Raw genomic sequence first — 13,678 nt, forward strand, 5'->3', positions numbered from 1 at the left:
TCGGAAGCGACTCGACCGCCCAGACTACGGCCTTCCCCGATTCTGTCAGGGCAGGGGCTTACCCTGCCCTATGTGAGTATTTTGGAATTGCCGGCGCAGCCACGTCCGCGGCGGAGTAGGCCCGCACTGTCGCCCTCCCGCGCAAACGACTTCAAACAGTGTCCTTTGCTCTACCGATTTCGAGCAGTGGATCGTCTTCCTGAGAAATCCACCACAGCTCAAATCAAAGGAACCGTCGTTCACGCTGCACTCGAAGCGCTTTACGCAATGCCAACCGAGACAAGGGATTCCGACACTGCGGTCGAGTTGGTGTCCCCCGCGTGGGATCGTGTGCTCGAAGAATCACCGGAACTGGACGCACTGTTCGAAGACAAGGATCGCGAGACACTTCTCGCCCAAGCGCGGGCGCTGGTGGCCGGGTACTACGAGATGGAAGATCCGACCAGATTCGATCCGGAGTCTTGTGAACAACGAGTGGAGATCGAACTGGCCGACGGCACTCCTCTTCGCGGATTCATCGATCGAATCGATGTTGCACCCAACGGCATGATCCGCGTCGTCGACTACAAGACCGGCAAGTCTCCTCGTGAGTTCACCGAGGCCAAGGCGCTCTTTCAGATGAAGTTCTACGCACTGGTGATCATGCGGATGCGCAGCGTCGTACCCTCCCAGCTCAAATTGATGTACCTCGGTGACAAGAAATCGCTGACCTATACGCCCGACGAGGAAGAATTGATTCGCTTCGAGCGGATGCTGTCGGCGATATGGAAGGCGATTCTCGAGGCAGGGCGGTCCGGCGACTTTCGACCGAAGCGAACCAAACTGTGCGGGTGGTGCGATCACCAGGCCGTATGCCCTGAGTTCGGTGGCACTCCCCCGGTCTATCCAGGGTGGCCTGACGAACTTCAGGATCAGAACCTGCTCGTGTCGGAGATGAGCCTGTGACCTCGAACGAACACACCCCGAACTCCGAAACCCCCGCTGCCCAGACCGAGCCGGACGCATTCTTCGTGCCCCTCGGGCTCAACGCTCAGGGCAACGAGATGTTCTCTACGACTCGTCGTACGGTGAGCTTGTGGGCACCGACAATGCAGCACGGCGCACCCCCGTCGGCCTTGCTCGTTCGCGCACTCGAACGCGTCGCACCGCGCGAGGACGTGCGCGTGAGCCGGGTCGTCGTCGAATTGCTCGGCCCCGTGCCCATCTCGGACATCGAGGTTCGTTCCTGGGTCGATCGACCGGGCGCGAACATCGAACTTGTCGTCGCCGAATTATGGGCTCGGTCTCCTGACCGGGTCGATCAGAACGGTGTCGTCCGTGAGGGTGTCGAACGCGCGGTTGCCCGAGGCACAGCGTGGCGCATGACCACCGTCGACACCTCGAGCGAGTCCCACCAAGCCGACGCGTCCTTGAAACCCCTGTCGGAGGGGACAAGTCACAACTGGGGAGAAATGTGGAAGTCCGGGTATCTCGACAATATCGAGATCTTCGCACTCACCGAGCTGGGCGGTAATGGACCGGGGCAGGTATGGGCAAGGCCTACACCGGCTTTGGTGTTGGGCGAAGAGATGACACCCCTCGAAAGACTGTTCTCGATTGCCGATATCGCGAACGGCATCGGTGCCAAACTCGACCTGAACCAGTGGACCTTCCTCAATACCGATCTCACCGTCCACGTCTTCCGCGTACCGGAGGGTGAGTGGGTCGGGATTTCGGCCGAAACGTCCACCGGGCCGGATGGGTTCGCAATGTCTGCCGGTGTACTGCACGACGAACGAGGGCCGATCGGACGTATCGCACAGACAGTGCTGGTCAGACCGCGCCCGTAGGGACGAGCGCCGACCCGGTCAGAAGGCGCGGCAGGACCTGATATCCGAAGCGAGAATAGCTTTGGCTCCCAGGTCCGCCAGCTCGTCCATGACGCTGTTGTGCACCTTGCGAGACACCATTGCCCGCACGGCTACCCAGTTGTCGTCGACCATCGGTGAGAGCGTCGGGGATTCGATGCCGGGCGTGATCTTGACGGCCTCGTCGAGGATGGACTTCGGGCAGTCGTAATCGAGCATGAGATACTGCTGAGCGAACACGACGCCCTGCACGCGAGCGATCAACTGCTTGCGAACTTTGTCGGTGTCCTCGCTACCTGCCCGCGAAATCAGCACACCTTCCGAATCGCACAGGGACTCACCGAACGCGACCAGATTGTGTTGCCGCAAAGTACGGCCGGAGCCCACGACATCGGCGATGGCGTCGGCGACACCGAGCTGGATGGAGATCTCGACGGCGCCGTCGAGTCGAATGACCTCCGCAGTTAGGCCGCGACGAGCGAGGTCTGCTCGTACGAGGTTCGGGTACGAGGTTGCGATTCGGAGTCCGTCGAGGCTCTCCGCAGACCATTCTTTCCCTGCCGGCGCGGCGTATCTGAAGCTGGATCGCCCGAAACCGAGGGCCAAACGCTCATCGACCGGGGCACCTGAATCGAGAGCAAGATCGCGGCCGGTGATGCCGAGGTCGAGCTCGCCGGAGCCGACGTAGATGGCGATATCTTTCGGGCGCAGAAAAAAGAACTCGACCTGATTGGCTGGATCGAGAACCGTAAGATCACGAGCGTCGGTCCGGCGTCGATAACCGGCCTCGGACAGAATCTCAGCGGCGGATTCGGAGAGCGAGCCTTTGTTGGGAACTGCTACACGCAACATGGAGTTTTCCTGTGTTCGGGGTGTCGGTCGGGAATCGTCGGGGCGGAGCTCACAGATGTCGGTAGACATCTTCGAGTTCGAGGCCCTTACCCACCATCAACACCTGAACCCAATACAGAAGCTGGGAGATCTCCTCGGCGAGCGCTTCGTCGCTCTCGTGTTCCGCGGCGATCCACACTTCGCCTGCTTCTTCGAGGATCTTCTTTCCTTGCGCATGCACGCCTGCATCCAACGCAGCGACGGTGCCGGAACCCTCAGGGCGTGTCGCGGCGCGATCGGTGAGCTCGGCGAACAGGGATTCGAAGGTCTTCACGGGTTGTAATTCTTTCATGACGAAGTAGTGGAACGCGCATCGCACCACGCCGACGAGAGTTCGTCGGCGGTGAGCCCGACGAGCGAGCTACGTACGACGTAACCCGCACGAGGGGTTACTGCGAGTTCGGAGGGCACAAAAAGCACGGAACAACCTGCGCGATGAGCGGACAACGATCCGGTCGGTGAGTCCTCGACAGCGAGGCAGTCCTCCGGAGCGACACCGAGCAACGAGGCCCCGCGGAGATAGGGCGCAGGATGCGGTTTGCCGGCCTCGACTTCGTCGCCGCTCACAGTTGCGTCGAAGTAGTCACGGCCGACAGTGTCCAACGCGTACTCGACCAGACCTCGCTCGGTGTTGGTCACCAGAGCAGACCTGAGACCGAGATCGCGGACAAGTGCAAGAGCGTCCTCGGCACCGGGACGCCACGAGATTCCCTCGGCGAACAACTCAGCGACACGGTCGGTGAGCCAGTTCCTTGCGGTGGCCAGCGACTGGTCGGTCACCTCGGTGCCGGTGTGGGCGAACACTGTGCGAAGGGCGTCCTGCATCGAATTTCCGAGAGTGCTCTCGCGAACCTCCGGCGTCAGTTCACGCCCGAGGTCGAGGGACAGTTCCTCGACCGCAACGTCCCAGATTTTCTCGGAATCGAGCAAAGTTCCGTCCATGTCCCACAGCACAGCCCGCAGACGGCGGTCAGAAGAGTCAGACATTGAAATACTTGGCCTCCGGGTGATGAAGAACGAATGCGTCCGTGGACTGCTCTGGATGCAGTTGCAGTTCTTCCGACAGCTTGACGCCGATCCGTTCGGGTTCGAGAAGTGCTGCCAACTTGATGCGATCCTCGAGGTCCGGGCACGCACCGTAACCGAATGAGTAACGCGCACCACGGTATTCGAGTTTGAAGTATCCCTCGGCCTCGGTCGGGTCCTCGGCCGCAACACTCGCACCACTGGAAAGCTTCAACTCCTCACGGACTCGACGATGCCAATACTCGGCAAGCGCCTCGGTCAGCTGCACACCGATGCCATGCACTTCGAGGTAGTCACGGTACGAGTCCGCAGCGAACAGCTCGTTAGCGAAATCCGCGATCGGCTGCCCCATCGTGACCAGATTCATCGGAAGGACGTCCACCTGACCAGATTTCGTGGCGTCTTCCCGCGACCGAATGAAGTCGGCGATGCACAGGAATCGATCACGATTCTGACGTGGGAAGGTGAACCGGAATCGTTCGGTCGCGTCGACGCGCGGCTCGGTCAGTACGACGACGTCGTCACCTTCCGAGACCGCCGGGAAGTATCCATAGACGAGGGCCGCATGCGCGAGAATGCCGTCGGTGCTGAGCCGATCCAGCCAATACCGCAGTCGCGGCTTGCCTTCCGACTCGACGAGGTCCTCGTACGTTGCTCCTTCGCCCTTGCGCGCGCCACGCAAGCCCCACTGGCCGAGAAAGAGTGCGCGCTCGTCCAGGAGTTCGGAGTAGTCGGACAACGACACGCCCTTGACGATGCGGGTCCCCCAGAACGGCGGAGTCGGAGTCTCGATATCCGTCGCGACGTCCGAACGCTCCGGCACCACGATCGGAACCTCGTTCGCCTTGCGCTGCTCGGCGATTCGACGTGAACGTTCGTGGCGGGCCTTGCGCTCTTCGGTTTTCGCCTTGGCCGCCAACGCCTCCGGGCTGTCCGGCGCCGGCCCACCTCCACGCTTGGTCGTCATGATGGTGTCCATCAGGCTCAGACCCTCGAACGCGTCGCGGGCATAGTGGACATCGCCTTGGTAGACGTCCTGTAGATCGTTCTCGACATAAGAGCGCGTCAAGGCTGCGCCACCGAGCAGCACCGGAAACTTCTCGGCAACTCCCCTGTTGTTGAGTTCGATCAGGTTGTCCTTCATGACAACCGTGGATTTGACCAGCAGTCCCGACATGCCGATGACGTCGGCACGCTTGTCGATCGCTGCTTCCAGAATTGTCGCGATCGGCTGTTTGATCCCAAGGTTGACGACCTCGTACCCATTGTTGCTGAGAATGATGTCGACGAGGTTCTTGCCGATGTCGTGAACGTCGCCCTTGACGGTGCCGAGGACGATCCGCCCCTTGCCGTCGTCGTCCGACGCCTCCATGTGGGGTTCGAGGTACGCCACAGCTGCCTTCATCACCTCAGCGGACGCCAACACGAACGGCAGCTGCATCTGACCGGAGCCGAACAACACTCCCACGGTCTTCATGCCCGACAGGAGCGTTTCGTTGATGATCTCCAGCGGTGGCTTTTCCTTCATCCCCGCATCCAGATCCGCTTCGAGACCGTTGCGTTCGCCGTCGACGATGCGCCGCTCGAGCCGCTCGAACAGCGGCAACCGGCCAAGTTCTTCGGCACGAGACTCACGCGCCGACGCCGCCGAAACCCCTTCGAAGAGCTGCATGAGCTTCTGCAGCGGGTCGTATCCCTCGGATCGACGGTCGTACACCAGATCGAGCGCAATCTCGCGATGCTCGTCGGGGATCTTGTTCATCGGCAGAATCTTCGATGCGTGCACGATGGCCGTGTCCAACCCGGCTTGGGTGCACTCGTGCAGAAACACAGAGTTGAGGACCTGCCGTGCAGCGGGATTCAAACCGAAAGAGATGTTCGACAATCCGAGCGTGGTGTGCACCCGGGGATAGAGTTCCTTGAGCTGGCGGATGGCCTCGATCGTTTCGATTCCATCGCGTCGTACTTCTTCCTGCCCCGTGGAAATCGGGAAGGTGAGTGTGTCGACGATGATGTCTTCCTGACGAAGACCCCAGTTGCCGGTGATGTCCTCGATCAGGCGTGCGGCGACGCGGACCTTCCACTCGGCGGTGCGTGCCTGACCTTCTTCATCGATGGTCAAGGCGACGACAGCAGCGCCGTGCTCCTTGACGAGCCGCATGATCTTCTGAAAACGCGAGTCCGGGCCTGCACCGTCTTCGTAGTTGACCGAGTTGACTGCGCTGCGACCACCGAGATGCTCCAGTCCGGCTTTCAGTACGGCAGGTTCGGTCGAGTCGAGCATGATCGGCAACGTGGATGCCGTCGCCAGACGACTGGCGAGTGCAGCCATGTCAGCGGCCCCGTCCCGGCCCACGTAGTCGACGTTCAGGTCGAGCATGTGTGCACCGTCGCGAGTTTGATCCTTGGCGATATCGAGGCACTTCTCGTAATCCTCGGCGAGCATCGCGTCGCGAAATGCCCTGGAGCCGTTGGAGTTGGTGCGCTCACCGATCACCAGGATGCTGGAATCCTGCTCGAAGGACACGGCCGAATAGAGCGAGGAAACACCCGGCTCCGGGGTGGGCGTGCGCTCCGCTTGACGGGTGCCGTGAACGAGATCGGCGACCTGACGAATGTGCTCGGGCGTCGTTCCGCAGCATCCGCCGACCAATGACAGGCCGTACTCGGAGACGAAGCCGCTCAGTGCGATCGCCAACTCGGGCGCGGTCAGCGGATATTCGGCTCCCCTGGCTCCCAGAGTGGGCAGCCCGGCGTTCGGCATGACGGACACCGGCAACCGCGAGTGCTGCGACAGATGCCGAAGATGCTCGCTCATCTCTGCGGGCCCAGTCGCGCAATTGAGCCCGATCATGTCGATACCGAGCGGCTCCAGCGCAGTCAGCGCGGCACCGATCTCACTTCCGACGAGCATGGTGCCGGTGGTTTCGACGGTGACATGCGTGATGATCGGAATGCGCGCACCCAGCTTGTCCATCGCGTGCTGGCTACCGATGATCGCCGCTTTGACCTGTAGCAGGTCCTGGCAGGTCTCGATGAGAATTGCATCGGCACCGCCGTCGATCATGCCGAGCGCGGCCTCGGTATATGCGTCACGTAGGCGTGCGAACGGCGCGTGACCCAGCGTGGGAAGTTTGGTACCCGGGCCCATCGAGCCCAGCACGAATCGGTCCATCCCATCACGACCGGGGCCCATCTCGTCGGCCGTTTCACGCGCCAGGCGTGTCCCCTTCTCGGCCAGCTCGCGGATCCGATCCTCGATGCCGTAGTCCGCCAGGTTCGGAAGGTTGCAACCGAAGGTGTTGGTTTCGACGGCGTCTGCACCCGCATCGAAGTAGGCGCGGTGGATCTCACGAAGCACATCGGGACGAGTGTCGTTGAGAATCTCGTTACAGCCCTCGAGACCGATGAAGTCGTCGAGCGTCAATTCGGCGTCCTGCAACATAGTCCCCATCGCACCGTCACCGATGACAACGCGCGAACGAATCGCTTCCAGCAGGCCGGTCTTGTGTAGCGCAGGCATTGCTACAGCCTAGTGGTCACACAGCGATACCCAAGACGGGCCGGGCTGGTCGTAGGCTGTCGTGGTGAGTCCCCAAAACAGCGACGGCAATATTCCAGCCGACAACGACGTTACAGAACGCGACAATTCAGACAACGCTGCAGAAGCGCTGCTCGAAGCCGTCTCCGACGCTGTGTCCAATTCCACATCGTTGTTTGTCTCCGAAAATGACGATTCGGACGTGGAGCCAGACCTCCCCACGCTGCGCGACCCGATTCTGGTGGCCGCGTTCGAGGGCTGGAACGACGCAGGGGACGCAGCGAGTGGCGCCGTCGAGCATCTGGAATTGATCTGGGATGCCAGTCCGTTGGCCGAGTTGGACTCCGAGGACTACTACGACTACCAGGTGAACCGTCCGACAATTCGACAGGTAGAGGGCGTCACGAGAGAAATACAGTGGCCGTCGACGCGATTGTCGGTGTGCTCGCCCCCCGGCAGCAGCAGGGACGTCGTGTTGCTGCGCGGCATCGAACCCAACATGCGCTGGCGAAGCTTTTGCGACGACCTGCTGGAGTTCATCGAGCAGCTCGGCGTGGACACCGTGGTCATCCTCGGCGCTCTGCTTGCAGACACCCCTCACACCCGACCGGTACCGGTGACGGGAAGCGCGTACAGCGTCGAGGCAGCCGAGCGTTTCAACCTCGAGCAGACTCGATACGAGGGGCCGACGGGCATCACCGGAGTCCTACAGGACGAATGCGTCAAGGCAGGCGTTCCGGCCGTCTCGTTCTGGGCAGCCGTGCCGCACTACGTGTCGCAGCCACCCAACCCCAAGGCGACCGTGGCGTTACTCCAGCGCGTCGAGGATGTTCTGGATATCGAAGTTCCGCTCGGTGAGCTCCCTTCCCAGGCCGAGGACTGGGAAGAGGCCGTCAACGAGATGACCGCGGAGGACGAGGAGATCAGCGAATACGTTCGAACGCTCGAGGAGCGCGGAGATGCCGAGGTGGACATCAGCGATGCGATCTCGAAGATCGACGGCGACGCCATCGCAGCCGAGTTCGAGCGTTACCTCCGACGTCGGGGGCCCGGGAACTTCGGGCTGTAACGGAACTCGGTCCAGGTCGCAGTTGCAGGCCCGTCCGCAACCGCACAGCGACAGAACGATCATCGTGAGATCTTTCTGACCCCTACGTAACGTCGACGCAGCGGGAGTGCAACCCCGACGCGGCACCGTGGCGTCATGGCCAGCACACCGCGATTTCTCCAGGGCGTCTTCCCGTTCACCGGGCACGGGCTGAGCAAGCCCGAGTCGATAGATCCGTCGACCAGGTTCGTCGTTCCATCCGGGGCTACCGCTCAACCGCTGTACTTTCGTGGCGGTAATTCGAGCGAAGAGCTGGTGGTCGTGACCTTGCTGAGGGACGGGCATTCCATGCGGATGTTCCCCATGGGCTCCAAGAGCGGGGTCAACATCGCGCTTCGTGTCGTCGAGGACGTGGATCCGGATTCTGTCCTCGAACTCGTCGTCGCGGCGCCGGAAGGGACGACCGGTGAAGTCGTCGTCGACTTCGGTTTGGTGCTGATCTGATGAGCAACGACGCGATGCGTAGCGAAACGACCGACCTGCGGAAACTGCTCGTAGTCGGGAACGGTATGGCGGGCGCACGCACAGTCGAGGAGATCCTCAAACGCGGCGGAAGCACACTGTTCGACATCACGATGATCGGCGACGAACCGTACGGCAACTACAACAGGATCATGCTTTCGCACGTGCTGTCCGGTGAAGCCGGCATCGACGACGAGGATCTGCTTCTCAATCCCATGAGCTGGTATCGCGAAAATGGTGTCACGCTCTTTGCAGGCGACCGTGCCGTCTCGCTCGACCGGTTCGCCAAGTCCGTGGTGTGTGAAAGTGGCCGAACCGTCGCGTACGACGTCCTGATCATCGCCACCGGCAGCAACACGTTCTTTCCGAACATGGACGGGCTTCGTGAGAGCGACGGTCGCCTCGCCCGCGGGGTGTTCGGATTCCGGACCATCGCCGACACGAACGGCATGTTGCAGATGGCGGAGGCTCAGGACGACGTCGCTGCGGTCGTGATCGGCGGCGGACTGCTCGGATTGGAAGCTGCGTACGGTCTTCGAACGCAAGGCTTGGACGTCGATGTCGTGCACTCGCCCGGCCACCTGATGAACCAGCAGTTGGACGAACGCGGCGGACGGGTACTGCGTAACAAGATCGAAGCACTCGGCGTCGGTGTGCACACCTCCAAACGAACGACTTCGGTCTTGCGTACTCGCGAGGGCGCAGTGGCCGGTGTGGGCTTCAACGACGGCACCTCACTTGCCGCCGACATGATCGTCGTGACCGCCGGAATCCGTCCCAATGTCGAATTCGCACGCGGGGGCGGACTGGTGATCGAACGCGGAATCGTGGTGGACGATCAACTGCGCTGCGAGGACGAGGGGTCGATCTTCGCAGTCGGTGAATGCTGCCAACATCGCGGTGAGGTGTACGGCCTCGTAGCGCCACTGTGGGAACAGGCCGTCGTCCTCGCCGATCATCTGACCAACGCGAATCCTTCTGCCGCATACCATGGTTCACGCCTGACCACTAAACTCAAAGTGGCCGGTGTCGACGTGGCAGCAATGGGAGTCAAAGGACCGGAGCGTGAGGACGACGAGTTCGTCCAGTTCTACGAACCACGCAGCGGAACGTACAAGAGCGTCGTTGTCCGCGACGGCAAACTCATCGGTGCCACGCTTCTCGGGGACATCAGCAAAGCGAACTTTTTGACGCAGGCGTTCGACGAGAAGGTTCCGCTCCCCGAGGAACGAATCAGCATGTTGTTCGACATGGGAACCCCGACAGCGGCAACCGGCGCAGCCGAACTGGCCGACGACGTCCAGGTGTGCAACTGCAACGGCGTCACCAAAGGTCAGATCGTCGCCTGCGTTCACGCAGGTGCCACGACGATGAGCGACGTCACCGCCAAGACCCGCGCAGGTAAGGGGTGCGGTTCCTGCAAAGGCCTCGTCGCCGATATCTTGGCCTGCGCTGCCGGAGGCGCAGTCGCCCCCGACCCCGCCGCCGACTGGTACGTGCCGTCCATCCCGTTGGCCAAGCCGCAATTGATCGACATCATCAGAGAGCGCGACCTACGTTCGGTGTCGCAGGTATTTCGCGAACTCGCTGCAGGTGGCCGCGAAGATGCGAGCGCGAAGATGCCACTCGCATCTTTGCTGCGAACGATCTGGGGACCGGACTGGGTAGACGAACGGGGTGCACTCTTCATCAACGATCGCGTCCACGCCAACATCCAGCGTGACGGCACCTTCTCGGTCGTTCCGCAGATGAAGGGCGGGGTCACTACCCCGGATCAACTTCGCAAGATCGCCGACGTCGCCGACAAATATCACGTTCCGCTGGTCAAGGTCACCGGCGGGCAGCGCATAGATCTGCTCGGAATCAAGAAGGAGGATCTACCCAAGGTCTGGGGTGACCTCGACATGCCGTCCGGGTTCGCGTACGGCAAGAGCATGCGAACCGTGAAAACGTGCGTCGGCAGCGACTTCTGCCGCTTCGGCCTCGGTGATTCGACGGCGCTGGGCATCGCCCTCGAAGAGCGCTTCCAGGGACTCGAGACCCCCGGCAAACTGAAGCTGGCCGTCGCCGGATGCCCGCGAAACTGTTCCGAAGCACTGTGCAAGGACTTCGGTGTCGTGTCCGTCGGCGAGGACAAATGGGAGCTCTATGTCGGCGGAGCCGCGGGTGCCCACATCAGGAAGGGCGATCTGCTGGCCACTGTCGTCGGCGGCGAGGAAGTTCTGCGGATGGCAGGTATATTCATCCAGCACTACCGAGAGACGGCGCAGTGGCTCGAGCGAACATATGCGTGGGTCCCCCGGGTCGGGCTGGACGAGCTTCGACGAATTCTGGTCGAGGACGGTGACGGAATCGTCGCGGGGCTCGAACAACGCATGCAAACATCGGTGGACGGGTACCGGGATCCCTGGCAGGACCGGGCCGAACCCAAGTCGCCTGCGCAGTTCACACCGTCCTTGCCGCTCCTTCCGCTCCCCCAGGTACCGGTCCGATGAGCGTGCCGGTAGGCCCTGTCGAAGACCTGACACCAGGTGAGGGCCGCGCCTACGTCGTCGACGGCAGGCAGGTAGCGGTATTCCTCCTCCGGGATGGGAGTGTGCGCGCCATGGACGCGGTGTGCCCGCACAAGGGTGGGCCATTGGCGGACGGTCAGATCGACGGCTCGGTCGTGATGTGCCCGATGCATCAATACGCGTTCTCTCTCGACGACGGCACCTGTCCGAGCGGAATCGCCTCCGTACGAACATATCCCGCAGTAATCGTCGATGGAAAGATCATGGTGGAGGTGTAGCGGCACCCGCATTTCTTTCGCGACCAACCCCATACCGATTACCGTCAGCCGATCGAGGTGCCGTCCGGCATGATCGCCCCGGTGAGATCGGCACCGTCCAGGATGGCGGTGACGACCTTCGCCCCCGTCAGGTTGGCTTTCCCAAGGTAGGCACTGATCAGGGTGGCACCCGAGAGGTCGGCGTCGCCGAGGTAAGCGCCGGTCATGTACGCGCCGGTCATGTACGCGCCGGATAGGTCCGCTCCAGTGAGATCCGCATGCCCGAGGAAGGTCCAGGTAAGGAACGTCATAGTCAGGTCGGCTCCCCTCAGGCGGGTGCGCGTGAGATATGCACGGGCAAAGTTGGCGTCGTGAGCGATCGCGCCGGTGAGATCGGCTCTCGACAAGTCGGCGCCCACGAACTCGGCCGAGGTCACATTGGCGCCCACGAATGAGGCATCGGTGAGGTCGGCCCGACATGTCAGCGGTGGCACCGCGTGACTGCCCCCTTCGGAAACACCGGGACGGATCACACCTGCAGGGAAGGCAGAGTGCAAGTTGGGTGGTGGGCGATCATGCTCACTCAGGTGATGGCGTAGCCGAGCTGATGGGCGGCGGTGTCGATCGGTCCGGCGAGGGCGGGATGCGCCAACGGCAGCGACACCGCTGGGTGACGGGGGAACGCGTCAGTGGCGCGTTCGACCAGGGAGATGCACACGCTGCCCGCGAACCGACCCCGGTAGATGATGCCGTCGAGGTCGTCGTGCGCGCGGTGGATGGCGCGCGCCCAGTGCTGGGTGCGACTGTGGGCTGCCGAGTCGAGGGCGTGGTTGCCGCCGACGCGTGTCGCCCACGCGCCGCCGCCGATCCCGGCGACGTCGAGCAGCCGTAGCGGCCGCGCGAAGCGCAGTGCGGTCAGGTAGGGGTCGCCGTAGTGGCGGTCGATGACCCGCGCCGATTGGAATGCTTCGGCCAGGGCGCCGCGGGGACTGGCCGCGCCGTACCAGATGCCGTAGGCGTGGTGTTCCCCCCGCGGTAGCGGGTGGTGGTCGAACCGCAAGATAGGCCCGAACGTCCGCATCCCGTTCCAGGGCAGGATGTGAGAGCCACCGGTGGTGCGGTGCACTCGCCACAGCAGTTCGGCAGTCTGCCAGCTCAGCAGTTCGTCGGGGTGGATTCCCGCGTCATGGAGAACGGAGACTGCGGGCGGCAGTGGCAGAGTCACCGGCCCCATCTATGCCGATTCCCAGGTGGCGGCGGTGATCACGTCGGCGGCCTGTTCGATCTCCTCCGCGGTGCCCGCGCTTCCGGTCAGCCACCGCGCGATCGACACCGGGCGGCCCTCCACGATCAGGGACGGCTGCGGCTGCGTGAGCAGCGACTGAACGGTCAGCGGGTGCAGATCTTTCGCCAGCAGCGGCAATACCTTGTCGATGTGAGGTACCGCGCCGGTGGCAGTGAACTGGGCGGACGGCAGCAGCCTGCCCTGGCCCGAGGTGAACGCCCAGAGAGTGCCCTCGGTCAGGCGCTGGCGGATCCGGGCGGTGCTGACCCCGAGGCGTTCGGCGGCGTCAGGCAACGGCAAGGAGCGCTGGACTAGGTACTGCATACGGATGTCTCGGTCCAGCCGCGCCGCCGTGGCGGCGGCGGGATCGGTGACGAATCCGGCTTCGGCGAGCAGCGTGGAGTCGTGCTCGGACAGTGCCAGCCCGGCCCGGTCTGGTGTCGTGAGGTCGTGCAGGATCCGCGCGAAGAACTCGCGGCCGATGTCGGCGCCGGTCGCTTCCCGCACCGCCGTCTCGAAGTCCAGGTCACCGTGCCGGTAGCGCTCTTCGGCGCTCCTCATCCCGTTTACCATTCCCATCGCTTCCTTACAGTTACTTGCACGCGTAAATCAATGATAGGCGCGGCCGTAGGTCAGCGCCATAGCCGCCGGTAAGGTGCGATGCAGGTGCAGCCGTATCGTGCAGGTTCCACGTGCCCCAGAAGAAGAAAGAACCCACACCTGGCCGGTCTTCTAGCAAGTCCATGAG

At 62.6% G+C, this 13,678-nt stretch carries 13 protein-coding genes; 6 read left to right on the plus strand and 7 right to left on the minus strand.

Going from position 1 to position 13,678, the window contains the following annotated elements:
- The first annotated feature begins 72 nt into the window (after nucleotides 1–72).
- Both BJI47_RS07280 and BJI47_RS07285 read left to right on the plus strand, forming a co-directional pair.
- Complete coding sequence (locus BJI47_RS07280) at nucleotides 73–945, plus strand: RecB family exonuclease (protein ID WP_368655874.1); 873 nt, start codon at nucleotides 73–75, stop codon at nucleotides 943–945.
- 98 nt (nucleotides 946–1,043) lie between these two features.
- Complete coding sequence (locus BJI47_RS07285) at nucleotides 1,044–1,829, plus strand: thioesterase family protein (protein WP_088943275.1); 786 nt, start codon at nucleotides 1,044–1,046, stop codon at nucleotides 1,827–1,829.
- An 18-nt stretch (nucleotides 1,830–1,847) separates the two neighbouring features.
- On the opposite strand, the gene hisG is transcribed toward BJI47_RS07285, so the two are convergent.
- From hisG to metH, 4 genes are read right to left on the minus strand one after another with little or no spacing between them, the layout of a single operon-like run.
- Entirely contained in the window at nucleotides 1,848–2,699 is an 852-nt protein-coding gene (gene hisG / locus BJI47_RS07290; RefSeq protein ID WP_088943099.1) for an ATP phosphoribosyltransferase, read from the minus strand.
- Between the two features lie 49 nt (nucleotides 2,700–2,748).
- On the minus strand, nucleotides 2,749–3,030 hold the full coding sequence (locus tag BJI47_RS07295; RefSeq protein WP_176224718.1) for a phosphoribosyl-ATP diphosphatase: 282 nt from the start codon (nucleotides 3,028–3,030) through the stop codon (nucleotides 2,749–2,751).
- The gene (locus BJI47_RS07300; RefSeq protein WP_088943100.1) at nucleotides 3,027–3,725 is read right to left on the minus strand and encodes an HAD family phosphatase; all 699 of its coding nucleotides are present in this window, start codon (nucleotides 3,723–3,725) and stop codon (nucleotides 3,027–3,029) included. Before BJI47_RS07300 ends, BJI47_RS07295 begins: the two co-directional genes overlap by 4 nt.
- On the minus strand, nucleotides 3,718–7,287 hold the full coding sequence (metH, locus tag BJI47_RS07305) for a methionine synthase (protein ID WP_088943101.1): 3,570 nt from the start codon (nucleotides 7,285–7,287) through the stop codon (nucleotides 3,718–3,720). Before metH ends, BJI47_RS07300 begins: the two co-directional genes overlap by 8 nt.
- 172 nt (nucleotides 7,288–7,459) lie before the next feature.
- On the opposite strand from metH, the gene BJI47_RS07310 reads away from it, so the two are divergent.
- The 4 genes from BJI47_RS07310 (at nucleotide 7,460) to BJI47_RS07325 (ending at nucleotide 11,666) form a co-directional block, all read left to right on the plus strand.
- The gene (locus BJI47_RS07310) at nucleotides 7,460–8,374 is read left to right on the plus strand and encodes a PAC2 family protein (RefSeq protein WP_303393527.1); all 915 of its coding nucleotides are present in this window, start codon (nucleotides 7,460–7,462) and stop codon (nucleotides 8,372–8,374) included.
- Nucleotides 8,375–8,509: 135 nt separating this feature from the next.
- Nucleotides 8,510–8,857, plus strand: a complete 348-nt coding sequence (locus BJI47_RS07315; protein WP_088943102.1) for a molybdopterin oxidoreductase — start codon at nucleotides 8,510–8,512, stop codon at nucleotides 8,855–8,857.
- Complete coding sequence (gene nirB, locus BJI47_RS07320; protein ID WP_254900436.1) at nucleotides 8,857–11,370, plus strand: nitrite reductase large subunit NirB; 2,514 nt, start codon at nucleotides 8,857–8,859, stop codon at nucleotides 11,368–11,370. The genes BJI47_RS07315 and nirB overlap by 1 nt, the downstream gene beginning before the upstream one ends.
- Entirely contained in the window at nucleotides 11,367–11,666 is a 300-nt protein-coding gene (locus BJI47_RS07325) for a Rieske 2Fe-2S domain-containing protein (protein ID WP_088943103.1), read from the plus strand. Before nirB ends, BJI47_RS07325 begins: the two co-directional genes overlap by 4 nt.
- Nucleotides 11,667–11,710: 44 nt before the next feature.
- Here the strand turns inward: BJI47_RS07325 and BJI47_RS07330 are convergent, their stop codons facing one another.
- The 3 genes from BJI47_RS07330 to BJI47_RS07340 all read right to left on the minus strand — a co-directional run bounded on the left by BJI47_RS07330 (nucleotide 11,711) and on the right by BJI47_RS07340 (nucleotide 13,491).
- Nucleotides 11,711–12,139 carry a pentapeptide repeat-containing protein gene (locus tag BJI47_RS07330; protein WP_254900437.1) on the minus strand — a complete coding sequence of 143 codons (429 nt, stop codon included), beginning with the start codon at nucleotides 12,137–12,139 and terminating at the stop codon, nucleotides 11,711–11,713.
- A gap of 89 nt (nucleotides 12,140–12,228) precedes the next feature.
- Nucleotides 12,229–12,879 (minus strand): RES family NAD+ phosphorylase, encoded by a 651-nt coding sequence (locus tag BJI47_RS07335; protein WP_088943105.1) that lies wholly within the window; start codon nucleotides 12,877–12,879, stop codon nucleotides 12,229–12,231.
- Nucleotides 12,880–13,491, minus strand: coding sequence for a hypothetical protein (locus tag BJI47_RS07340; protein WP_254900438.1), 612 nt, complete (start codon nucleotides 13,489–13,491; stop codon nucleotides 12,880–12,882).
- Nucleotides 13,492–13,678 lie beyond the last annotated feature (187 nt).

This window comes from Rhodococcus sp. 1168, from assembly GCF_002091955.1.
In the GTDB taxonomy this organism is placed as follows: domain Bacteria; phylum Actinomycetota; class Actinomycetes; order Mycobacteriales; family Mycobacteriaceae; genus Rhodococcoides.

Bases quoted from the DNA above. Each gene is read 5' to 3' on its own strand.
- BJI47_RS07285 (WP_088943275.1), top strand. From the start codon at position 1,044: ATGTTCTCTACGACTCGTCGTACGGTGAGCTTGTGGGCACCGACAATG.
- BJI47_RS07335 (WP_088943105.1), bottom strand. From the start codon at position 12,879: ATGGGGCCGGTGACTCTGCCACTGCCGCCCGCAGTCTCCGTTCTCCAT.
- nirB (WP_254900436.1), top strand. From the start codon at position 8,857: ATGAGCAACGACGCGATGCGTAGCGAAACGACCGACCTGCGGAAACTG.
- BJI47_RS07300 (WP_088943100.1), bottom strand. From the start codon at position 3,725: ATGTCTGACTCTTCTGACCGCCGTCTGCGGGCTGTGCTGTGGGACATG.
- BJI47_RS07325 (WP_088943103.1), top strand. From the start codon at position 11,367: ATGAGCGTGCCGGTAGGCCCTGTCGAAGACCTGACACCAGGTGAGGGC.
- hisG (WP_088943099.1), bottom strand. From the start codon at position 2,699: ATGTTGCGTGTAGCAGTTCCCAACAAAGGCTCGCTCTCCGAATCCGCC.
- BJI47_RS07295 (WP_176224718.1), bottom strand. From the start codon at position 3,030: ATGAAAGAATTACAACCCGTGAAGACCTTCGAATCCCTGTTCGCCGAG.
- BJI47_RS07340 (WP_254900438.1), bottom strand. From the start codon at position 13,491: ATGAGGAGCGCCGAAGAGCGCTACCGGCACGGTGACCTGGACTTCGAG.
- metH (WP_088943101.1), bottom strand. From the start codon at position 7,287: ATGCCTGCGCTACACAAGACCGGCCTGCTGGAAGCGATTCGTTCGCGC.
- BJI47_RS07315 (WP_088943102.1), top strand. From the start codon at position 8,510: ATGGCCAGCACACCGCGATTTCTCCAGGGCGTCTTCCCGTTCACCGGG.